General features: G+C 38.9%; 20 protein-coding genes. 10 read left to right on the forward strand and 10 right to left on the reverse strand.

Annotated elements, in window-relative coordinates; translation table 11 throughout:
* Positions 1–5 precede the first annotated feature (5 nt).
* Entirely contained in the window at positions 6–1,844 is a 1,839-nt protein-coding gene (locus tag A0J48_RS02710; protein ID WP_234300678.1) for a fatty acyl-AMP ligase, read from the reverse strand.
* A gap of 2,616 nt (positions 1,845–4,460) precedes the next feature.
* Here A0J48_RS02710 and hetF point away from each other — a divergent pair.
* The 3 genes from hetF to A0J48_RS02725 all read left to right on the forward strand — a co-directional run bounded on the left by hetF (position 4,461) and on the right by A0J48_RS02725 (position 7,916).
* On the forward strand, positions 4,461–6,917 hold the full coding sequence (gene hetF / locus A0J48_RS02715; protein WP_200320098.1) for a cell division protein HetF: 2,457 nt from the start codon (positions 4,461–4,463) through the stop codon (positions 6,915–6,917).
* Between the two features lie 135 nt (positions 6,918–7,052).
* Positions 7,053–7,391, forward strand: a complete 339-nt coding sequence (locus tag A0J48_RS02720) for a P-II family nitrogen regulator (protein WP_200320100.1) — start codon at positions 7,053–7,055, stop codon at positions 7,389–7,391.
* Positions 7,392–7,604: 213 nt separating this feature from the next.
* A complete protein-coding gene (locus tag A0J48_RS02725) occupies positions 7,605–7,916 on the forward strand; it encodes a HigA family addiction module antitoxin (protein WP_200320102.1) in 312 nt (103 codons plus the stop codon).
* Positions 7,917–7,994: 78 nt separating this feature from the next.
* Here the strand turns inward: A0J48_RS02725 and A0J48_RS02730 are convergent, their stop codons facing one another.
* Both A0J48_RS02730 and A0J48_RS02735 read right to left on the reverse strand, forming a co-directional pair.
* Positions 7,995–8,225 carry a PDDEXK family nuclease gene (locus A0J48_RS02730; RefSeq protein WP_234300679.1) on the reverse strand — a complete coding sequence of 77 codons (231 nt, stop codon included), beginning with the start codon at positions 8,223–8,225 and terminating at the stop codon, positions 7,995–7,997.
* 129 nt (positions 8,226–8,354) lie between these two features.
* Positions 8,355–9,470 carry a ferrochelatase gene (locus A0J48_RS02735; RefSeq protein WP_200320104.1) on the reverse strand — a complete coding sequence of 372 codons (1,116 nt, stop codon included), beginning with the start codon at positions 9,468–9,470 and terminating at the stop codon, positions 8,355–8,357.
* A 445-nt stretch (positions 9,471–9,915) separates the two neighbouring features.
* Between A0J48_RS02735 and A0J48_RS02740 the strand changes: the two genes are divergently transcribed.
* The 7 genes from A0J48_RS02740 to A0J48_RS02770 all read left to right on the forward strand — a co-directional run bounded on the left by A0J48_RS02740 (position 9,916) and on the right by A0J48_RS02770 (position 18,390).
* Positions 9,916–10,488 carry a hypothetical protein gene (locus A0J48_RS02740; RefSeq protein WP_200320106.1) on the forward strand — a complete coding sequence of 191 codons (573 nt, stop codon included), beginning with the start codon at positions 9,916–9,918 and terminating at the stop codon, positions 10,486–10,488.
* A 211-nt stretch (positions 10,489–10,699) separates the two neighbouring features.
* On the forward strand, positions 10,700–11,947 hold the full coding sequence (locus tag A0J48_RS02745) for an MFS transporter (RefSeq protein WP_200320108.1): 1,248 nt from the start codon (positions 10,700–10,702) through the stop codon (positions 11,945–11,947).
* A gap of 134 nt (positions 11,948–12,081) precedes the next feature.
* The gene (gene ilvB, locus A0J48_RS02750) at positions 12,082–13,974 is read left to right on the forward strand and encodes a biosynthetic-type acetolactate synthase large subunit (RefSeq protein WP_200320110.1); all 1,893 of its coding nucleotides are present in this window, start codon (positions 12,082–12,084) and stop codon (positions 13,972–13,974) included.
* Between the two features lie 173 nt (positions 13,975–14,147).
* Complete coding sequence (locus A0J48_RS02755) at positions 14,148–14,618, forward strand: tellurite resistance TerB family protein (protein ID WP_200320112.1); 471 nt, start codon at positions 14,148–14,150, stop codon at positions 14,616–14,618.
* Positions 14,619–14,774: 156 nt separating this feature from the next.
* Positions 14,775–16,235, forward strand: a complete 1,461-nt coding sequence (gene dacB / locus A0J48_RS02760; RefSeq protein ID WP_459213931.1) for a D-alanyl-D-alanine carboxypeptidase/D-alanyl-D-alanine endopeptidase — start codon at positions 14,775–14,777, stop codon at positions 16,233–16,235.
* 246 nt (positions 16,236–16,481) lie between these two features.
* Complete coding sequence (locus A0J48_RS02765; RefSeq protein WP_200320116.1) at positions 16,482–17,669, forward strand: AAA family ATPase; 1,188 nt, start codon at positions 16,482–16,484, stop codon at positions 17,667–17,669.
* A 1-nt stretch (position 17,670) separates the two neighbouring features.
* Positions 17,671–18,390, forward strand: coding sequence for a hypothetical protein (locus A0J48_RS02770; protein WP_200320118.1), 720 nt, complete (start codon positions 17,671–17,673; stop codon positions 18,388–18,390).
* A gap of 88 nt (positions 18,391–18,478) precedes the next feature.
* Here A0J48_RS02770 and A0J48_RS02775 read toward each other — a convergent pair whose 3' ends face one another.
* The 7 genes from A0J48_RS02775 to A0J48_RS02805 are packed head-to-tail and all read right to left on the reverse strand — an operon-like array spanning position 18,479 to position 22,377.
* Positions 18,479–19,141, reverse strand: a complete 663-nt coding sequence (locus tag A0J48_RS02775) for a Na(+)/H(+) antiporter subunit B (RefSeq protein WP_200320120.1) — start codon at positions 19,139–19,141, stop codon at positions 18,479–18,481.
* On the reverse strand, positions 19,138–19,704 hold the full coding sequence (locus tag A0J48_RS02780) for a DUF4040 domain-containing protein (protein WP_200320122.1): 567 nt from the start codon (positions 19,702–19,704) through the stop codon (positions 19,138–19,140). The genes A0J48_RS02775 and A0J48_RS02780 overlap by 4 nt, the downstream gene beginning before the upstream one ends.
* Positions 19,697–19,975 carry a monovalent cation/H(+) antiporter subunit G gene (locus tag A0J48_RS02785; RefSeq protein WP_200320124.1) on the reverse strand — a complete coding sequence of 93 codons (279 nt, stop codon included), beginning with the start codon at positions 19,973–19,975 and terminating at the stop codon, positions 19,697–19,699. Before A0J48_RS02785 ends, A0J48_RS02780 begins: the two co-directional genes overlap by 8 nt.
* On the reverse strand, positions 19,972–20,229 hold the full coding sequence (locus tag A0J48_RS02790) for a hypothetical protein (RefSeq protein WP_200320126.1): 258 nt from the start codon (positions 20,227–20,229) through the stop codon (positions 19,972–19,974). Before A0J48_RS02790 ends, A0J48_RS02785 begins: the two co-directional genes overlap by 4 nt.
* Positions 20,230–20,231: 2 nt before the next feature.
* Positions 20,232–20,615 (reverse strand): Na+/H+ antiporter subunit E, encoded by a 384-nt coding sequence (locus tag A0J48_RS02795; protein ID WP_200320128.1) that lies wholly within the window; start codon positions 20,613–20,615, stop codon positions 20,232–20,234.
* On the reverse strand, positions 20,612–22,045 hold the full coding sequence (locus tag A0J48_RS02800) for a cation:proton antiporter (RefSeq protein ID WP_200320130.1): 1,434 nt from the start codon (positions 22,043–22,045) through the stop codon (positions 20,612–20,614). Before A0J48_RS02800 ends, A0J48_RS02795 begins: the two co-directional genes overlap by 4 nt.
* On the reverse strand, positions 22,042–22,377 hold the full coding sequence (locus A0J48_RS02805) for a cation:proton antiporter subunit C (protein ID WP_200320132.1): 336 nt from the start codon (positions 22,375–22,377) through the stop codon (positions 22,042–22,044). Before A0J48_RS02805 ends, A0J48_RS02800 begins: the two co-directional genes overlap by 4 nt.
* Positions 22,378–22,548: the final 171 nt, after the last annotated feature.

The raw sequence follows: 22,548 nt of genomic DNA on the forward strand, positions 1-22,548 counted from the left end.
TCTCCTTAGTGGCTAACTTGCACTTGGTCTAGTAAGTTATCAACTTCTTTGGATAATTTGCGATAGTTGGCGCTGTATTTGGGGTTTTCACTCCAGTCATTTAATACTTCCAAATCTCCTGATAGGAAGTTGGTTTTACAAGCGCGACGCTGAATTTTGCCGCTAGATGTTTTGAGGATATTACCTGGTTTAGCTAAGACTACAGCATAAACTTGCAGTTCATGAATTTCGGCGATCGCCTGACGAATATCATTGATCACTTCTTCAGCTTGATATTCTTCAGGGTTGCGTTTTACTTCCTGCACAACCACCAATCTTTCTACTCCATCCGCCTCTATAGAAAAGGCTGCACCATAGTCAGGACGCAAACAAGGATGAACTTGCTGCACTGTCCACTCGATATCTTGGGGATAGTGGTTAGTACCCCGGATAATAATTAAGTCTTTGATCCGTCCTGTAATAAACAATTCACCATTTTTCATAAAGCCTAAGTCACCAGTTCGCAGGAATGGGCCTTCATTGGTATCAGATGTACGGGCGCGAAAGGTATTTTCACTTTCTTCTGGGCGATTCCAATAACCACCTGCCACACTAGGATCAGATACCCACACTTCACCCACTTCATTGGGTGGACAACGAGTCAGGTTTTCGGGGTCAACTATCGCTACCTGGGTATCACACACCAGTTGTCCACATCCAGGAATAGCCCGGACACCATCACCCCAACCAGTAGCTTCTACAATTTTGTTTTTCTCAATTTCTGATGTTTTTACCAGACACAGTACTGGTGGTTGTTGTTTTGGACTAGTGGATACTAGCAATGTATCTTCTGCTAACCCATAGGCAGGTGCAAAGGTTTCCCAGCGGAAACCAGCAGGAGCAAATTTTTCAAAGAATTGTTCTAATACTCTAGGATTAATAGGTTCGGCGGCATTTCCTGCTGCTTGCCAACTACTCAAATCTAAGTTAGCCACTTGTTCATCACTGATGCGGCTAACACATAATTCATAGGCAAAGTTAGGTGCTTGACTATGAGTACCACGATAGCGATCAATAGCTTCCAGCCAGCGCAGCGGCCGTTTGATGAATGCCAGGGGAGACATGATGTAGCAGGGATGTCCGTTGTATAGTGGTTCGGTTATACCTTCCACCAATCCATAATCGTGGAAGTAGGGCATCCAGGTGATGGAAACACTATCAGCATCGTAACCACAGGCTTTTTGTAGATAGGCGCAGTGGTGCATGATGTTGTGATGGCTGATCATCACTCCTTTGGGTGTAGAGGTAGAACCAGAGGTATATTGCAAATATGCCAAACTATCTGCACTAATTTGGGAATCTTGCCACTGATCTGCTAGTTGCAAATCAACGTCTTCCGTGGCAATCCATGTCATCTCTTGTAATTCAGAGAAATCTGATGCTGCTTCTTTGAGAATGTCTAGAAAGCTTTGATTGGTCAAAACAAAGGACGCATTAGCATCTTCGACAATCGCCCGTAACCTAGGCAATGCCCGCTTTAATCGACCCGCATCTGGCGGTGGCACTGGTATAGCTATTACCCCTGCATAAAGACTACCCAAGAAAGCTGCTATGACTTCCACTCCCTGCGGGTAGAGCAACAATGCCCTCTGCCCTTGAGCATTCTGTTGCTGTAACAATGCGCCAATAGCACGGGCTTGGCGGTCTAGTTCCTGATACGTTAACGGAGAACCTTCTTTTTTCCCATCTATGAGGAACGTATAGGCGAGCTTGTCCTGTTCATAGGTGGCACGCCAGCGTAGTAGTTCGACCAGGGTAGAGAAGTTTCTCATAGGGTAATTTTGGGTAGCTAGGCTTTGAGTCATCTGACGACTCCGAAAATATTAGGGAATTTGAAATAATATATAGCACTATATATTATGTTATTTGTACGGATAAAATTTATATGGTTATGTGATTGACTGTTTTTTGTTCTAATAATAAATCATTGTGACATATAAGACTCATTTACTGAAGTATGTCTTCGGTATTTTTACTAAAAAATTAAATTCAATCCCCATGAGTAATTTGATAATTTCAGTGTATCTGAATTGGTACAAGTAAGATTTCAGGTGTTTTTACTATTGTTAAGATTGTGGACGGCAGCAGAGATTAATGAATTTTTCGTAAAAATTTATTCTTGGGTGAACAATTATTACAGTTATGTGCTTATAGGATGAAGGGGGTGTAGGGAACCCCATAATTAAAAACAGGGGTTTCCAGCAAGGACGCTGTATTTTTCGCACTATAGGAATCTGATTTGATATCTGAAATTATCTATGTAGGCAGGCAAGAGGCACTCATGCAAGAGGCAAAAGGGTTTTAGAGAATTTAGGTGTACGGAGTTTTTTCAAAAATCAAATATTATTCCTATATACATCTTTTTTATGTTTCCATACTGAAAAGTAGCGGCTTTAAACCCTTTTGCCAGAGGGAAGAATTATTTTCTACAACCTTTTGCCTCCAGCAAGACAGCCTTTCTTCGGTACTCCCCTTTGAACCAATAACCTGATTTACGCTCAGAAGCTAATTATATAAAAATAATTAAGAATGAGATTATATATCGCAGTAATCATTCTGAAGTCCCAACTAAGCCCCAAAATGAAGTGAAGGGTATGAAATCAGTGAACAGTTATCAAGGTGTATGATGTGGTGTAATAGCGCACCCACCCTACTAGCAATGGGAGGGAGACTTAAACCCAAATATTTTACTGATAAAGGAAGAAGTTTTACTTTTGGCAAATAACAAAGTTAAACTGGTACTTCCCAGCTAGTAGCAAGTAAGGTAGAATATTGCTACAGCAAAATATTGACCAATTAATACGTAAATTGTGCTTTTACCTACAAAAAACCCCCAGTAGGTGTTAGCCAGCCAGGGGAGATTAGTTATCAGGGTGCATCTACCAATTTAATGTTCTCAGGTGCTGGACAATCCTCCGGATAAATTTATTTCCTAGAATTTTGTTTTTTTGTTTTTGTCGGGGTGTAGAAGAGTAGGGTAGTAGAGAGGCAAAGGAGAATCATGTATCGCCTTGCCAACTCGTAATAGCGCAGCTTGGTCTATGGTTTCTAAGTCCTCGCAGCAGTTATAGCCATACTCCTAACTAGCAACTTACATTGTCAGAGGTGCTTTCACTAAGGCTTTAAAAATTCGTTTTTCGCTCTACTTCAGAATTTCTGTGGTTTGAGTTGACAGAGAGGTCAATTCTTAATAAAAAACCCCCAGTAGGCTTTAGCCAGCTAGGGGAGATTAGTTATCAGGGTGCATCTACCAATTTAATGTTCTCAGGTGCTGGACAATCCTCCGGATAAATTTTTGATAATCAGGGTATATGAGCATTTATTGAACAGCCGCCAGCAAACAAGATCAAACTTCTCTACCTGATGCAACGATAATGTCAACAATCTGGAGGTTTTAATTTGCTAGTATTGAGTTGGAAAATAAACATTAAATTGTCAAGGTAGCGTCTCGCTCTTAGCCTAGCTTAATGTTGAGTATTGAATGCTGACCAAGTTAGGATGATGAATACTAACCAAAAAAAACCCCCAGAGGTGTTAGCCAACTAGGGGAAATTAGTTATCAGGGTGCATCTACTAATTTAATGTTCAAGAACTTAATTTCATCTCCGGATCAATTGAGGTGCATAATTACTGTTGTTTGTGAACCTAAGAAAAAACCCCCAGAGGTGTTAGCCAACTAGGGGAAATTAGTTATCAGGGTGCATCTACTAATTTAATGTTCAGGTATTCAATCTGATCTCCGGAAAAATTGGCGGACATTTCCATCATTGATATTTTTGAACCTCAGAAAAAACCCCCAGAGGTGTTAGCCAACTAGGGGAGATTAGTTATCAGGGTGCATCTACCATCTAAACGTTCCTATTTACTGTACTATGCTCCGGAAAAATTTCACCCGATGTAGGTGGTTGTCACTTACAGAAAAAATTCCTATGGCTAGTAGCTGCTTAGGGGAGTTAGTTATCAGGCTTGGATCTCCACACTGCTCGATTAAAGGTTAAAGGGGAAGGGTAAAAGATGAAGAAAAAACCTAGATTCTTTACCCTTTCACCCTTCTCTAAACCAACTTACAACTTCCAGGTTCTACACCGATTAGTATTGGTTGGTGTGGTTGTCCTGAATTTTTATGCTGAATGCTTAAGAAATTGTTGGGTCAAAGATTGCTTTTTTTGCCAAAATTAAAAAGAAAACCTCCGGTCGGTGTTAACCTACCAGAGGAGTTGAAGATCAAGGTGCATCTACCAATAAAGTGTTCTAGTTGGAAGTAATCCAATCCGGATAAAGTTGTATAAGCCAAAAAAGGCAAAACAACACCAAATCAGAAACATTCCTCACTAATATTCATCTAAAGTATCAGCAAGAGGGAAGAATGACTAGAAACTTGTACGGTGGAAACCGGATTTAGGAGGCAAATAGGAGAAGTTGTGACCCAGGAATTTCACATTTCCGTAACTCCAGTAGGGCAAAATGACTACTTGGTGCGGACGGAACAAGTCGCACCTGGGGTGCCATTAGCAGAAGAACTGGTGACTTGGCCTGTGGCTGAGTGGTTAGCAGCAGCAGGACATCTGATGAATGACCCTTTACAGTTGGTGCTACAGGGAGATGCGATTGCCAGAAACTCTGTAAACTTGGTGGCACTGGGTCAACAATTATATAATGCACTGTTTCAAGGCACTCTGAGAGATAGTTGGATTACTGCCCAAGGTATTGCCCAGAATCAGCAGCAGGTACTACGCTTACGTTTGGGGCTAAAAGATACCAGGTTAGCGCGGTTGCCTTGGGAAGTGATGCACGCAGGCGATCGCCCTTTGGCCACAGGCCCTTATATTGCTTTTTCACGCTACCAGAGTGGAATTCCCTCCACATCACGACTACCAACACGCAATCTACCTACACCACAGGAAGAAAGCGGGGTAAAAGTTTTGATGGTCATTTCTTCCCCCACTGATCAAGTGCGTCTTGATTTACTCAAACAAGAAGCGATTAACCTGCAAGCGGAACTACATCGCCAAAACCCCCATGTAGAAAATGGTCATTACCTGCCAGAAATTGATTTGACGGTTCTTGATCAACCAGGTAGGGAAGAATTAACTCAAGCCTTGGAACAGGGACGATATCACGTCCTTCATTACTCTGGTCATAGTAATGTGGGTGCGAACGGCGGAGAAATTTATTTAGTTAGTCGCAGAACAGGTTTAACAGAAACCCTGAGCGGTGATGATTTAGCAGGGTTGCTGGTGAATAATAATATCCAAATGGCGGTGTTTAACTCCTGTTTGGGCGCATATAGGGCAAAAGCTGATACATCTGGGGATACAGGAGAACGCAACTTAACTGAAAGCTTGGTAAAACGCGGGATTAAAAGCGTTTTAGCGATGTCAGAACGGATTCCTGATGAAGTGGCGCTGACCCTAACACAATTGTTTTACCGTAACTTAAGTCAGGGCTATCCTCTAGATTTGTGTGTGAGTCGGGTGCGTCAGGGTTTAATTTCTGCCTATGGTTCTCACCAAATGTATTGGGCGTTACCGATGCTGTATTTACATCGGGAATTTGAAGGTTTTCTCAGCCCACAAACTGGTGTGTCTACCAGTGGGGAGTTACTGAATGAATATCAGTCACCGATGGGAACATCTGCTAATGCGATGTATGCTTCAACAGATGATTTAGAAATGCCTTTAAATTTTGAGGATATGATGCCGTCTGGTTTAGCACGGGAGAGTTCTGAGCTAGATTGGCTAGGAGATGATACTTGGGGGGATCTTTTAGATGAACCAGACTATGATCACCCTGGTTATGATGAAGATTCAGCGATTGTTGCGGATCTGTTTCGCCAATTGGGTAATCCACAAGTCCCCACGGCAGAAACTACCATGAAGGCAGAATTAGAGCCAGCTAAAGGAGAGAATAATCTTCAGGAAATGCAGTCTGCTGAGGTGGAAGAGGAAATTGATTTTTGGGGTGAGAAACCCAGTTCAGCAACAGCAGTTGAAAGTAATCAGGTAGTTTCTCCACAGATTCCATTAACCTCAATTCGCCAATCACGTCGCCGACGGCGACTATGGCCGATGCTTGGGATTGTGGGTGCAGGTGTGTTAGCTGCCATAATAGGTTTAAGCTGGTGGTCGCATCATCAAAAGTCAGCAAATCCCAAAATTCCACCGATTCCTCCCCAAACTGCTCCTAGCACTAAACAAGCACCGATTGATTTAAAAACATCTCCCACAGGTGTTGTCACTGCTACAGCTACAGAACAATTGAGTCAAGGTAACTTACAACCAGGTTTAGAAGCTGTAGAGGAACTGCTGAATCGTGGGGCTTTAGCTTCAGCAGATACCGCTTTAGCTCTGATCCCCGCCAAGCAAACTGAAGATCCATCTGTTAACTTTATCCGGGGAAGATTGGCTTGGCAATTTGCCCAAACCAGAGATAAAAAATACAGTGTTGATGATGCCCGACGTTATTGGGAAATTGCGGTGCGGGATCAGCCTAATTCTGTGTTGTATAATAACTCAGTGGGGTTTGCTTACTATGCAGAAGGAAATCTGAATCGGGCTAATGATGCGTGGTTTAAGGCCGTGAATTTAGCACTGAAGAACCAAAATACAAACTTGACAGCAACGTCAAATAAAAATGGTATTCTGCCATCGGAAGCATTAACTTCTTATGCAGGGTTAGCCTTGGGTTTATATAAATCCGTAAATAATCAACCTGCTAATAAACAAACGCAATATATGAATGAGGCGATTAAACTTCGTCAACTTGTAATTCAGAATGATCCAGTAAGTTTTACAGTAGATAAGTTATCTCAAAATTGGCTGTGGACAGATCAGGCGATCGCAGATTGGCGCTCTCTCCTACAACAACAGAGTAAGTAAGTCTAGACATCAGAGCAAAAGAAAAATAAAATACACCAAACTCAAGTTAAACAAGTAGCTCTATAGTTACAGCTTTAGACGACTAATCTGGTTAGATATATAAACGACGTTCTTAGAAGTGAGGAATTGACAAAAATGAGAAAAGTAGAAGCTATTATCCGTCCATTTAAGCTGGATGAGGTAAAAATTGCCTTGGTTAATGCGGGAATTGTCGGTATGACAATTTCTGAAGTCCGTGGTTTTGGCAGACAAAAGGGTCAAACTGAACGCTATCGTGGTTCGGAATATACGGTTGAATTTCTACAAAAACTGAAGGTGGAAATTGTCGTTGAAGATTCCCAAGTAGATATGGTAGTTGATAAAATTATCTCTGCTGCCCGAACTGGAGAAATTGGAGATGGTAAGATTTTTATCTCTCCTGTTGAACAAGTGGTTCGCATTCGGACTGGAGAAAAGAATACAGAAGCTGTGTAAGTGCTGAATATTTAGAAATTGGGCGCTGTTGAATGAGGGTATGAGGAATTTTCAAGATTTTTCTTCATCTTTGAAATCAGCAGCGCCTTTTATGCTTTGGTTGTGCTATACTGAAAAAGTTATAGATTACGTAACGCATAACATTTACCATTATTTACAATATGTCTCCGTCAGAAAAATAGAAATTATAGATTATCACTAAACGAGAATTATATGGCACGTCCACCTATTCATCCTGGAGAAATTTTAGCTGATGAACTGCATGAATTAGGAATAAGTGCCAGTGAATTAGCTCGTTTGGTTCATGTCCCAAAAAATAGAATTACCGAAATAATTAATGGTAAAAGATCAATTACTGCTGATACCGCTTTACGCTTAGGACAATTTTTCGGTACGAGTGCTGAATTTTGGATGAATTTGCAGAAAAATTATGAACTTAGACTTGCTGAACAAAAAATTGGTCAAGAAATTAAAGCAACTATTTCTCCTTGGATATCAACAAGAAATATGCAAGTTACAATCTAAAAGGGGCGAAGCATTCGGGTGAGTGTACTTCGCTCCTATGCCTTCGGCACGCTACGCGAACGTGGTTCGTTAAAATCATTATTTATGCTGACGATTCCATAACCACAATTGTCCAGCAATATCAAAGTTTTTATTACCTGTATAACTTCCAGTAGGTGGCATAATAATTAACTCTCCCATTGCAGTTCGTTCTAATTGTAAATCTCGATTAGCAAGTGCTAAATCAACAAACTGCTCATGGGAAATATTCAGTGTCAGTGTAGTAGGGATATTCACAGCAATGGCTGAAGATAAGTTAGCTTGTGTCATCCTTCCCTCCTGAAACTGGTACTTGTCTAGTATTAGTTCCAGATTAACATTTAAACTTAAAATACAAGGCAACAGGCAATAGATAAGAAGTTATTCTTCTTCTGTCACCTGTCACCTGTCACCTGTCACCTAATGATGGTGATGATGGTGAGTTAAAGCTAACTGTACATTAACTTCCTTAGCTTCCTCTTGCATCAACTCTGCAATGTGAACATTTGCCCATTCAGCAGCCATATCCAAAAATTGTGGATCGTCGTTGACACAAGCCATTTGTAAATAATCAACACCAGAATGCTGTTTTTCTAAATCATGAATAATGTGATGAACATCCAACAGTGTTTCATGGTTTTCTGTAGCAAAACCAATCGGCATAAACATGATCACTTTTGCACCCAATTGAATGAGATTTTTTGCAGCTTGGGTTGCATTGGGTTGTGTCCATTCAATTAATGGTGTGTCGTGGTTTAACCAACCTACAGAAATTAAAGGATAACGGTTAATTAACTTTTCTCTGACTAATTCGTAAAGTGCTTGACTCTCATCAATTCCTGATGTGAATCCTTTGGCTTTGTGAGGACAACCATGATTCATTAACACGATGCCAATTTGGGAAGGTAAGTAAGCATCTGCTAAGTCAGAGTTAATTTTTTCTTCTACCAAACGCGCCATTAAATTAATATATTCCGGCTCATTGTAGAAAGAAGGAATATAACGCATTCCTTTAACCCAATGTTCATCACCATCAGCTAATTCAGCTAAAGCATTATTAACTTGTTCGATAGCTATACCACTGGTAAAAATAGAATCTACTACCAAAAGGGGATAAATTAAGATTTTTTCAAAACCTTGATTTTTGATTTCTGCTAAAACTTGTTTAGGCAAAAAAGGAGCGCAAAAGTTAAAAGCTTTGAAAACTTGAACACCACCACCCCATTTATGTTGTAATTCGTGTTCAATTCCCGCCCGTTGCCGTTCAAAAATGGCATTATGTGGAGAGATGAAATCATGATGGGTGTGTCCCCACTCATGGCGGTCAAATAATGCCAACAGTTTTGCTAGGGGGGGATATATCCAAGTGGGTACTGGTGCAAATTTGGCTGTAAGTAGATTTAAAGCCTGTTCATTATAATTAGCGAAATCTTCGTAGCTTTCGACTTCACCGTAACCCATGAGCAATACAGCTATGCGGTCATGGCCTGGTAGATGCTCATGAGTATGTTGCAGTTTTTCTGGAGTTGCAACCACAATAGTTTCCTCAATATAACCAAAATGGCAAGTTTGGAAGTGGGAATGACTGTATCATTGCCCATACTCGTTCATTATTATCCCTTCCGGGGGGATAGGATAAACATAAACATAAAAATATACATCCCAAGACATAGTGCGGTGATTTTGTTGTATAACAAGTACCTGAAAAACAAGACAAGACGCAGATTTACAGGGTGTCAGGGTGTATATTTAATATTTCTCACGAATGAAAATGACATTTTTAATTTCTCAGACATCCTCTAAGGGACTTCCAACTAAAAAAATATTCCATCGTTTGGGTCAGCAGGGGAAGCAGGGGGCGCAGGGGAGGAAGAATAATCTCATACTCATCTTGGTTCTCACTCATTGAATAATTTAATTTCTGGAAGTCCCTAATCCAAAATCCAAAATCTAAAATCCAAAATCTAAAATCCAAAATGGCATGAATATCATTATTTGCCCTGGCATCCATGAACCAAAATTAACGGAAAGTTTTATTGCAGAGTGCTTAAATCCAGCGACTGATGTAGCAATCAATCACAATGCAGTCAATATACTGAGTTTTCCAGGAGAAAGTATTTTAGCTTTATCAGCATTTCATATTGTGCAGTTTTTAGGCGATCGCCTCAGTAATAAGCTAGAATCGCCTGTTATATTCATTAGCTTTAGTGCTGGTGTAGTTGGTGCAATTATCGCTGCTACCAAGTGGCAACTCTTGGGCGGTCATGTCAAAGCTTTTATCGCTATAGATGGCTGGGGAGTCCCACTATGGGGTAATTTCCCGATACATCGCTTGAGTCATGATTATTTTACCCATTGGAGTTCTGCTATTTTAGGTAGTGGGGAAGATAATTTTTATGCAGACCCACCAGTAGACCATCTATCAATGTGGCGATCGCCCCAAACAGTACAAGGTCACTGGGCAGATCCTTCAACCAGATATTCTCAGCCCCAAAAATCCCTGAATGCTGCTGAATTCTTGCGTCTATTGTTAAAACGCTATAAAGAAAAATAGTTAAACCAACGTAACTGGAGAGAAGGGGAGAATAACTTAAGGGACTTCCAGAAATTAAATTATTCAATGAGTGAGAACCAATATGAGTATGAGATTCTTCCTCCCCTGCGCCCCCTGCTTCCCCTGCTGACCCAAACGATGGAATATTTTTTTAGTTGGAAGTCCCTATTCCCTATTCCCTATTCCCTATTCCCTATTCCCTAAGTATCTGATGTTTCCCACTGAACCGACGGCTGTTAATAGCGGCTTTGCCGCACTAGTAAAGAACCGCAATTTTATGCTGCTGTGGATTGGGCAACTGATTTCCCAGTTAGCAGATAAGGTTTTACTGATATTAATGATTGACTTATTAGAGAAAAAATATTTACCTGCCAACTTATCAGAAGGTACTGGGCGCTTTTATTTATATATGGCCTTTACCCTGCCAGCTATCTTTTTTGGTTCTGCTGGTGGTGTCCTTGTTGACAGAATGCCAAAAAAGCTGATTATGGTTGGTTCTGATTTTGTGCGCGGATTCCTAACACTGTGTATACCCTTCTTACCACGGCAGTTAGGAATATTATTAGCACTAAATTTTGGGATCTCTACGGTGACACAGTTTTTTGCTCCCGCCGAACAAGCTACTATTCCCCTGATGGTGAAACGAGAGAATTTGATGGCCGCTAATGCCTTATTTAGCAGCACCATGATGGGAGCATTAATTGTCGGTTATGCTGTGGGCAAGCCTATTTTGAACTGGGCAGAATATCTTAACTTTGAATTTGGTAAAGAACTATTGGTTGGTGGTTTTTACCTTTTGTCTGCCATCATCATGCTACCGATTCATTTTCAAGAACATAGGCAGACTTCTGTAGCTAATCCTGTAACTGAATTCTTACAAGGTTGGCAGTATCTGAAAACAAATCGCCTCATCTGGAATGCCATGCTGCAAATTGTCGCTTTGTACTGCGTGTTTGCTGCTTTACTAGAATTATCTATTAGATTAGCTGCCAAGTTAAACCTAGAGCAAACTGATTTTAGCTTTTTTGTGGCGGCTGCTGGTGTGGGAATGGTTTTAGGTGCAGGAATTATCGGACATTTTGGGCATCAATTACATCGTAAGCCTTTGCCTTTAATTGGTTTTGTATTTATGGCAGTGGCATTGGCAATGTTCATTTTTACTCAAAACCTAGCTTTAGTTCTGGGATTGTGCGTTTTCTTAGGTTTAGGAGCAGCCCTAATTAACGTGCCAATGCAAACTTTGATTCAACAGCACACACCCCCGGCTATGCATGGTAAGGTGTTTGGCTTTCAAAATCATGCCATTAATATTGCCCTTTCTGCTCCTCTGTTGATTACAACCAAGCTAGTTAACGCCTTTGGCCTGTCATTAGTATTATGCGGCATGAGTTTCACTGTCCTAGTGATCGGTTTTTGGACTTGGCATAATACCCGGAGAGTCTTGCAAGATTTGATTTAAAAATTGTAGAATCATAGTCCATCTTTAAGCTGATAGATAGAGATTATTTCAGCATTTAGGGGAATTTTTAAATTAAAATGAAATTATAAATACAGAATCTAAGCCTTAACTTTAGTTATATTTTGAGGTTAACCGTGCGCTCGCCTTCTCAAATCACTCTCCCACAATCGGAAAATCACAAGCACTCCCACATTTCTAAATCGTCATCTGTTACTCCCACAAGGGAAACTGGCGGTTTTGCTTTGCTAGATAGTCTCCTTCGTCATGGCGTTGAGTATATTTTTGGTTATCCCGGTGGGGCAATTCTTCCCATTTATGATGACCTGTATAAAGTAGAAGCAACTGGGACAATTAAGCACATTCTTGTCAGACATGAACAAGGTGCTTCCCATGCTGCTGACGGCTACGCCCGTGCTACAGGTAAAGTAGGAGTGTGTTTCGGTACTTCTGGTCCTGGGGCAACAAACCTAGTCACGGGTATTGCCACAGCTTATATGGATTCTATTCCGATGATTGTGGTGACAGGGCAAGTACCACGGGCAGCTATTGGTACAGATGCTTTCCAAGAAACAGATATTTACGGTATTACTTTACCCATTGTCAAGCATTCTTATGTAGTGCGCGACCCGAAAGACATGGCGCGGATCGTGGCTGAAGCGTTCCACATTGCCAGTACAGGTAGACCAGGACCTGTGTTGATTGATGTTCCCAAAGATGTGGCTTTAGAAGAATTTGATTATGTGCCTGTAGAACCAGGTTCAGTGAAGTTACCTGGATATCGTCCCACTGTTAAAGGCAATCCTCGACAAATCAACGCAGCAATTCAGTTGATTAGAGAAAGTCGTAAACCCTTGTTATACGTTGGTGGGGGTGCGATCGCAGCTAATGCCCACGCAGAAGTCAAACAACTGGCAGAATTATTTAATATCCCCGTCACCACCACCTTGATGGGTATCGGTGCATTTGATGAACATCATCCCCTGTCTTTGGGAATGTTGGGAATGCACGGAACTGCTTACGCTAACTTTGCAGTGACAGATTGCGATTTGCTGATTTGTGTGGGTGCAAGATTTGATGACCGGGTAACAGGTAAATTAGATGAATTTGCCTCCCACGCTAAAGTCATTCACATCGACATTGACCCAGCGGAAGTTGGTAAAAATCGCGTTCCTGAAGTTCCTATTGTTGGTGATGTCAAGAACGTTCTCAAAGACTTATTACGTCGATGTCAAGATGCAAATAGTAAAGCTACACCTAACCAAAATCAAGAATGGTTAAACTTAATTAACCGCTGGAAACAAGATTATCCTTTGGTTGTGCCTCATCATCCTGACAGCATTTCTCCCCAAGAAGTAATTGTCGAAGTTGGTGGCCAAGCACCGAACGCATTTTACACCACCGATGTCGGTCAACATCAAATGTGGGCTGCACAATTTTTAAAGAACGGGCCAAGACGCTGGATCTCCAGTGCAGGTTTGGGAACAATGGGTTTCGGTGTGCCTGCGGCGATGGGTGCGAAGGTGGCTTTCCCCGATGAAGAAGTGATCTGCATTAGCGGTGATGCCAGTTTCCAAATGTGCCTGCAAGAATTGGGAACATTATCACAGTATGGCATAAATGTCAAGACTGTGATTTTAAATAACGGCTGGCAGGGGATGGTGCGTCAATGGCAACAAGCCTTTTACGGTGAGCGTTATTCCTGCTCAAATATGGAAGTAGGGATGCCAGATATTGAACTTTTGGCTCAAGCCTACGGTATCAAAGGCATGGTTATTCGCAACCGGGAAGAGTTAGCAGATAAAATTGCCGAAATGCTGGCACATAATGGCCCGGTAATTGTCAATGTTCATGTCACCAGAGATGAAAACTGCTATCCAATGGTAGCCCCTGGTAAGAGCAACGCTCAGATGTTTGGTTTACCCAAGCCAACACCCACAGCCACAGATGAGCCTGTTTATTGCAGTCATTGTGGTACTAAAAACCCAGCCAGTCATAATTTCTGCGCTGAGTGCGGAACTAAGTTGTAAGTATCAAACTTCAGATCCCTGACTTCTTGAAGAAGTTGGGGTCTCGCCTTGACTAAACCACGTTGGGGCGGGGTGTGGGGTGTGGAGTTAATGTATGAAAAAAAGTAACAGCCTCTGTGATTTTATGCAATGATTTGGGAATCTTAGAAGTTAGCTAAATCATAAGGATATTTATGTCTAAATCTGAGTTGGTAAAAAGCCACAGTGAAACTTCAGTTAAGCTAGAACCAGAAGCGGCGATCGCTATTATTGGACTGTTTTCATCTGCTACAGAAGAGGAAGGCATTATTTCCACGGAAGAATACCCGTTGGACGAAATGCTAGAAGGTATTGGAGTGTTTGAAGATTACGCTGAGGAAGATTTTGACAAATTAACAGCAACAGTCAACTCCTTGATAGCACAAGAAAAAGTAGAGAATTTAATCCCTAGTGCGATCGCATCCTTAACAAAAAAGAATTATCGTGAAACTGCCTATATCATCGCTCTATTGGTGGTGGGTATGGAGGAAGAGATACCTGAATCAGAACAAGAGTATCTATTTGAGCTTCAGGAAGCATTAAAAATTTCCGATGAGCGAGCAGAAGAACTAATAGATGAGGTGTTTGAAGAATATGAAGATGAAGAAGAGGAGGAAGAGGAATAATTTGTCATATCGTTTTTTTGTAGTTGCACAATAACCCAGATAAATAATTTCATGTAGCTCATGATTAGCATTTTTTTTGACTATCATGGGCTTTTTGCGTGTTAAATTAAAGAGATTATTGTTGTTTCCACCATCGTCACAGAGAGAAATTTTATGATATCTAAAAGAATTTCTATTAGCTTAATACTGCTATTTGTGAGTATTCACGGTGGTGTGAACCAACAAATAGTTCAAGCACAAACTCCAGTTACACCAACTACTACAAAATATACTTGTTCTGCTCAATTAAAATCATCTATAGATAATATAATTAACCGTCCTGTATTTAAAAGGATGCGTTGGGGAATTTTGGTAAAACCTCTATCATCTCCACAAACACTTTACAGTCGAGATGCGGAAAAATATTTTATTCCTGCTTCTGTAACCAAGCTATTTACAACAGCAGCAGCATTGCAAAAATTAGGAAAAGATTTTCGGATGCGTACATCTATTTATCAAGAAGCTGATGGTATTTTGCGTGTTGTCGGTAGAGGAGATCCCAGTTTAAAAGATGAGCAAATGAAAATATTAGCCAAGCAACTATATCAACAAGGTATTCGTGAAGTTGATCAATTAATTGCTGATGATAGTTATTTTCAAGGTGAAATAGTTCATCCTAGTTGGCAGTGGGAAGATGTACAAGCCTATTATGGCGCACCAGTCAATAGTTTGATTTTCAATGAAAATGCTGTTTTATTAACACTTTTACCTCAAAAAATCGGTCAACCATTACGACTACAATGGGCTGACCCCACAGAAGCATATAAATGGAAAATTGAAAATAATTCTGTTACTGTTCAAGAAAATGAACCAGGTTCTGTGGAAGTAAATCGTGATTTAAAAGGGCAGATATTAGAGATAAAGGGAAAATTAGCTGTAAATGCAAAACCAGAAATTACAGCGTTGGCAGTTTTTAATCCGGTTCAAAATTTGCTCATAAATTTTCGGATAAATTTAGCAATGGCAGGGATTAAAGTTAAACATACATCTAGCAAAAATGGTGGTAAAAATGAACAAGAAATAGCGGCGATTGAATCTCCACCTTTATCTGATTTAGTGGGAGAAACAAATAAAAATAGTAACAATTTGTATGCTGAAGTTTTACTTAGAACACTAGCTAATAAACAACCATTAGCAAAAAATAAAACTACTGCTGATGTAGGATTGGAAGTTTTAAAATCAACTTTAACTGAATTGGGAGTTGAACCTACCAGTTACATTTTAGTAGATGGTTCTGGGTTATCTCGTAAAAATTTAATTAGTCCAGAAGCTTTGGTACAACTTTTGCAAATTATGGATAAATCTTCCCTAGCAGAAGTGTTTCATGCTTCTTTACCTGTTGCGGGTATAAGTGGTACTTTAAAAAATCGGTTTCTTAACACATCTGCCCAGGGAATTGTCCAAGCCAAAACAGGTACAATGATGGGTGTAGTTTCTTTATCTGGATATGTCAATGGTTCTAATTATGAACCTTTGGTTTTTAGTATTATGGTTAATCAATCGGAACAACCTACAAGTGTGGTAAGGAAAGCAATGGATGAAATTGTGGTTTTATTAGCGCAGGTGAAGCGATGTTAGTTTTATGTATGTCGTGAAAGGACTATCTCATTATAGTTTGCTTTTGTAAATTGCTTTATTTTCTAAAAAAAATAACAAAAAAATAACAAAGATATATTATAAAGGCAATTATGTACTCTAGCTTCAGTTGAATGTTAATCTTAGGTTAGAGAATTTTTAGAAAATAGGAGTAAATGATTGCTTTTTGTTACTCTATTAATCAAATACTTAAGTTTTTACTAGACTAAATCTATACTGGAGATATTTATGACTCTTAAACTCATATCGGCAAAAATCAAAAATTTTAAAAGCTTGGGAGATGTCGATTTAAATTTCCGAGATTTAACAATTCTAGTAGGAGCTAATGCTAGTGGTAAATCTAATTCTTTAGAAGCTCTAGGTTTTCTTAATAGACTTTTGATGGCTACAAAGCTACCTCCTATAGAGTATATGGATAGAATTTTAAGAGTTGATCAAAAACAAATATTTTATGAAATTACTATAGAAGATGATGAAAATAATAAAGCAGAATATAGTATTTCAGTAAGTGTCAATGAAAATAATACTTTAATTGATAAAGAGTATCTTTTAGTCAACGGAATTGAAGTAATTAATATTAATAATGGCAAAGGAATAGTAAATGATGAAAATGGCGAAAATTCTCAAACATACCAATCAGATTCTGATGGTGATGGACTAGCATTAACAGATGCAGGTAAATATGGTAATAAACCGTTTACTAAAAAGTTGGCAAGCTATATCAAAGATTGGAAATTTTATGATGTAGATCCTGATAGTGTCAGAATCTATCCTAGAATTCAAAAGAGAACTATAATTTATAAATCTGTACAAGGTGATGAAATAATACCTAGCCTTAATCCCAACGCTAGTAAAGCTCAAGAAATTCTACAGTATTGGGCTAAACATGATAAAAATAAATTTGATGAAATCAGTCAAGAACTATATGACTGTCTCAACATTAGGTTAGATATAGTTGAAGAAAAAGATGAAAAGCCACTGATTACAGTGCTTGAAGAAGATGGTAAAAAAATAGCCTTATCTAATATGTCAGATGGTACTTTGAGATTGATAGCTTATTTTATCCTGCTTTATCAATCTGATGTTCCATCTCTTATTGGTATTGAAGAACCTGAGAGAAATTTTCATCCTGGTATTTTACAAGATATTGCTGATATGATCAAAAGGTTATCCAAGAGAACACAAGTTATTTTTACAACTCATAGTTCTCAATTACTTGATTGTTTTTCTCCAGAGGAAATATCATCTGACATTTCGGTAATTCTTTTAAGTCAGAAAGGAGAAATTGGCACAAAAGCTTGTCTACTGGATAGATTAGCAGCAAGCCGAGATGATTTTTCAGATTGGATGAATGATTTTGGATTAGGTAGTGCAATTTATCATAGTCACTTAATTGAAGAAATTTTTGCTGGTTAATATGCCAAGTGTTCGTCTTTGGGTGCCGGAATCCGATTATGATCGGGATGCAGTTTACTGTATTGCTAATAAAATAGTCATTTTTTATGGTCGTAATGATATAAAGATCACAATTGGCTCTAAACAAGGCTTTAATACAGCCATACATCCAAAAAATAAAGATGGTTTAAAGAAGGCAGTAAACAGTTACTTAAAAAATGATGATTTAGTAATATTTCTTTTAGATTCAGATGGTAGACAATCCCAATCTCAAAGACGCAACGAAAAAAATTCTTTATTTAATCGAATTGAAGAGGTTGTTAACTCATTTGAAGGCAGAGTGAAATTTTTTCCGATGGTTCAAGAACTTGAAGCTTGGCTATTAGTTGATTGTTTAGGTATATGCTGCTACTTTACAAAAAATGCTGATAATCGAAAGAATAAAGAATGGATCAGATTTGCTAATAGTAAACAACGTGGCCAAACAGATTTGATAGCAGAAGCTGAAGCAGGGGGAAATGGTGCAAAAGAATGTTTGACGGAGTTATCAAACCAAATCTTAATTAAGAGCAATCCTCATCTTAAAGATAAACTTAAAAATTTAGAAGAAAGGAAATATCAAGAAAGTCAATCATTTAAAATTGCTGAATATATTGAGATTAATCATCAAACTCTAAACAAGAATCAATCATTGCTAGAATTTTCCCAATGCTTACAACAATTAGCTAATGGTCAACAATAATCTTACCCCAAATTATGCCAACAAATTATGTAAAAATTTGGGGATATTCTTCCTTATCTTCCTTACGTAAAAACCCTCAAACTAACAACTACAACAAACCCCGATAACGAATAAAAATCAAAACCACAGCCCAAGAACCTAACGCCACCTTCACAGCAACGATAATATTTAATATCGGCAAAATTCCCCCACTAAATAATGCTCCTAACTCGCCATGTGGTAACTCGAACCCGGACAAAGTTATCACTGATAAAACGATAAAAACCAACACTGAAACCTTCTCCCAAGCAGCAGCGTGCCAACGTTGGTAAATATCCTGCATCCATTGATAGGATGAAGTAATTGCTATTAATCCTATCGCTGTTCCACCAGCTACACCCGCAGCAAAACCACCACCAGGACTTAAATGTCCTCTAATTGCTAATTCTATACCTACTAACGCTGCAATTGTCGCACCCAAACGAGCTAAAATTATGGATGGTTGATCTTTGAATTGATAAATAGTGCAGGATGGATTTTCATTAGCTAATAAAAAATTACATCCCAGAATCGCAATAGTAAATACAATCACTTCAAAGATTGTGTCATAAAGGCGATTTCTGAAAATAATCCCTGATACCGCATTAACAACACCACTTTCCCTAACTACTGTTTCCGTGATAGAAATATCTGGTAAGTCAGATGCTGACTCAGGCATAATCAGCATTTTTACAAACAAAGCTATTCCAGCTAAAATGTAAACCCATTTCATGTATGCTTCTCTCCTGAATCTGAAACATTGACATAGTTTAAACTTGTGTTTTGTGATGAAATTTCACTTTCAATAATGTTATAAATGCGCTGTACTCTAATCGCAGTTTGGTAAGTTTCCTGTGTTTGATTATTTGCTGTTAATGGCGCACAGGTAGCATGAACTTCTTTTTCCGTTAACGCCTTTTGCAAACACTGGTTACTGTTATAAGGTACGAGTTCTAAACGCATATAATGTTTTTTGAAAATGCTGCGAAAGTCGTTGATAAGTTCTTGAAAATTGCTATCTTGATTTTTTTCTATTAATTGATTTTCAATCACACCTAAACGCAAAACTAAGGATGAACGAACAGCAATTGCATAGAGGGCAATAGATAACATTGTTCCCATTAATGCTTCTGTTAAAGCCACATCTGCCGCCCCTAAAACTGCATCTACCATCGCCGCTATTGCACCCAAAACCCCACGCAGAATTAAGGCGTGATAAGGGTTAACTTGAGTTACTAACATCCCCGCAGTTAGAGGTAACAAAGCAATAATTATATAGAGATAAGAATCATTCATTTTTTGCCTCTTGAGTTGAACAATATGCGATGACATAACCAAGCATGGTATTCCAAATTGCTAAGGAAATAAGTCCTAAAATCAGTAATGGCCATTCGCTGGGTATTTTCATTAAAAGTCCAACGATAATCAACATTGAACCCAGAGTATCTGTCACCGAAAGACCATGTAATTTGAATAATACTGATCTATTGCTGACTAAATGAGAAGTACCCCAAAACCAGAAAAATAAGCCTATGCCTATCAAGGTATAACTAATAATAGTAATCATGCTTCATTTAACCTTCTTAAAATATGTGCTAATAACATGAAGCCGGCATTGCCAACACTCAACATAATTGCGGCTACTACACCTATCATCCAATCATCACGCAAAACGGAAATGACTAAAATTATGATGGCTGATTTGCTAGAAGCACTGCCAAAAGCTAACATTTTCTGCCAAGTATCATCTGTTTTCCAAGCTTCATAAATGGGGATAAGTAAAGCTGCAATCATGGCGATTAAAACTATTTCTAAATTCATGATTATCTACCCCTGGGTTTAATGTAGTGGACTTCATAAGAACCTTCTTCTTCGTGGTGTCTTACAACTATGGTTTTAGGTGTAAAAGTAATCAGAAATATATCTATGAAAACTAGAAGAGGAGAACGCTTCAGCTTCACTGTTTCCATGATAATTTCTTCTTGATTATGGGGACGCAAGATAATTTCAAATGCCTCCTTAAAAGCTACAGGAATAGCAACAAAAATTTGACTGCTCACCTTAAACCATTCTGTTAATTTTTCTCTTGATGTGTAACCACGTGGTAAGATAAGGGCAATTGTTACGCCGATGATAATATTTATCAAACTCACATCAGAAGTGAGTAAAAACCAAATTGTTAATCTTAATATTAAATGTCCAATCATGCTAATACCATCCAAAACAGCAATATTAAAGTTAGACTCATGACACCAACCAAATGCTCAAATTTCTCCCATACACGGGGTATATATATTGCTAACTGTTTGAAAATCAAATGATATGCTAACCAACCAGCGGCGATAGTTATAATGGCTTTGAGAATATCCGCAGTATTATAAGCCTGTAAATAGACTACATTTGCCGCAAATAAACCAGTGATTAAGAATATTACTGCTACCCAAAAACCGGGTTTTGCTTGCTGTTCATCATCTTTTTTATGGGGTAAAAAGATGAATTTAGCAAAGGATATGGCTGTACCTACTGCTGCCACATTCATGGCTATAAACTGCCAAGAAACTAAATTTTTCATGGTTAACACCTTTGCCCCAAAACCTGCCAACAAAGGAAAACCAGAAATTGATAAACTAGCTATCACTAAGGGTATCCAAATTGTTGTGTTAATAGATTTATATTGCAGTTCTTTAAAATTGCGACTGGGTAAAGAACCCGCAGTCAAAAATAAAGATGATTTTACTAATCCATGGGTGAGTGTATAAAAACCACCTACTGCTGGTGCAGCCAAAATAAAGCCTAACTGGGATATGGTATGAAAAGCCAACATCCGTTTTGTGTCTTTTTCTAAAACGGCATAGGATACACCCATTAAAGCTGTTCCTACACCTAAAATTATGACGATATTATTAATTTCTTCAGAAAGAAATGCACAACGTAATAAAGGTAAAACACTGGCTTTAACAACAATACCTGAAAGTAAGGCAGAAACTGGTGTTTCTGATTCTGAATGTGTTAAAGGTAGCCATAAACCGGAGACAAAAATTCCAGCTTTAACTAATAGTCCGAGAAAAATTAATGCTAATGCTTCCGGTGGTGAACCTTTTAAACTTGCAAAACTAAAAGAATGATTTGTTTGATAAGCCAGCACTGCACCAACCAGATAAAATAACATGGCTACATTGCTAACAAAAAGATAGCGTAAGCCTACCCAAATTGAGCGATCGCTACGGGAATATGCAATTAATAAAAAAGCAGCAATCCCACTTACTTCTAAGGCTACGTATAAACTGACGAAATCTGCACAGACAAAAGCAGCATTTAAGCTACCATGCACAAGCAGAGTTTGAGCATAGAAAAAAGCGTTTTTATCACTACTCCAACAGTAGAAAACAACAGCAGCCGTCACCAAAGCATTGGTTAAAATAAAGTAGCCACTTAACTGATCAGCTTCTAAAGTCACACCGAAACTATCCAGTAAATTCAGTTTTATCGGTGATGGTTCTAGAAATAGTTGTATAGCATAAGCTGCTGAAGCAATTGTTCCCCACAATGCCAAATGTCGGTTAAGTTGGGGAACTAAAAAAATGATGAACCCTAGAAAAAATGGGATGCCAATCCAAGCAATGGTAATTGTATTCATGGTGTGTTATTTTTCTCGATTTCGTTGCTTTCTAATGTGGGATTATCCCGTGCCAATTTCATCACACCGACTAGCATCAAAGCTTGAATCGAAAAACCGATGACGATTGCTGTTAAAATTACTGCTTGGGGAACAGGATCAGCGTAAATAGGTTTTTTCACCTCATCAAGAATGGGAGTAAATAAACCCTCTCGTGATGCAATAAATACATAAAAGGCAATCACCCCCGTACTCATCACATCCATTGAAACAATCTTCATCACCAGGTTTTTTTTGAGGATGATGCCGAAAAATCCGCACAGTATTGTTGCCAGTACGCACGCTTCTAACACGGGAATTACCTATTTAATAAGGGATAGAGGATGTGTCCCATACTTCTGTTAGAAGTTGGGAATGTGGATATTAGGTTTTATGTTCAGTTATTTAAAGTGTTAAATTACTAATAGCACGACTTTTTAGTGCCAACAACATTACTGCACTAAAATATTGCAATAGTTATCATA

This window comes from Sphaerospermopsis aphanizomenoides BCCUSP55 (assembly GCF_001586785.1).
Lineage (GTDB): Bacteria > Cyanobacteriota > Cyanobacteriia > Cyanobacteriales > Nostocaceae > Sphaerospermopsis_A > Sphaerospermopsis_A aphanizomenoides_A.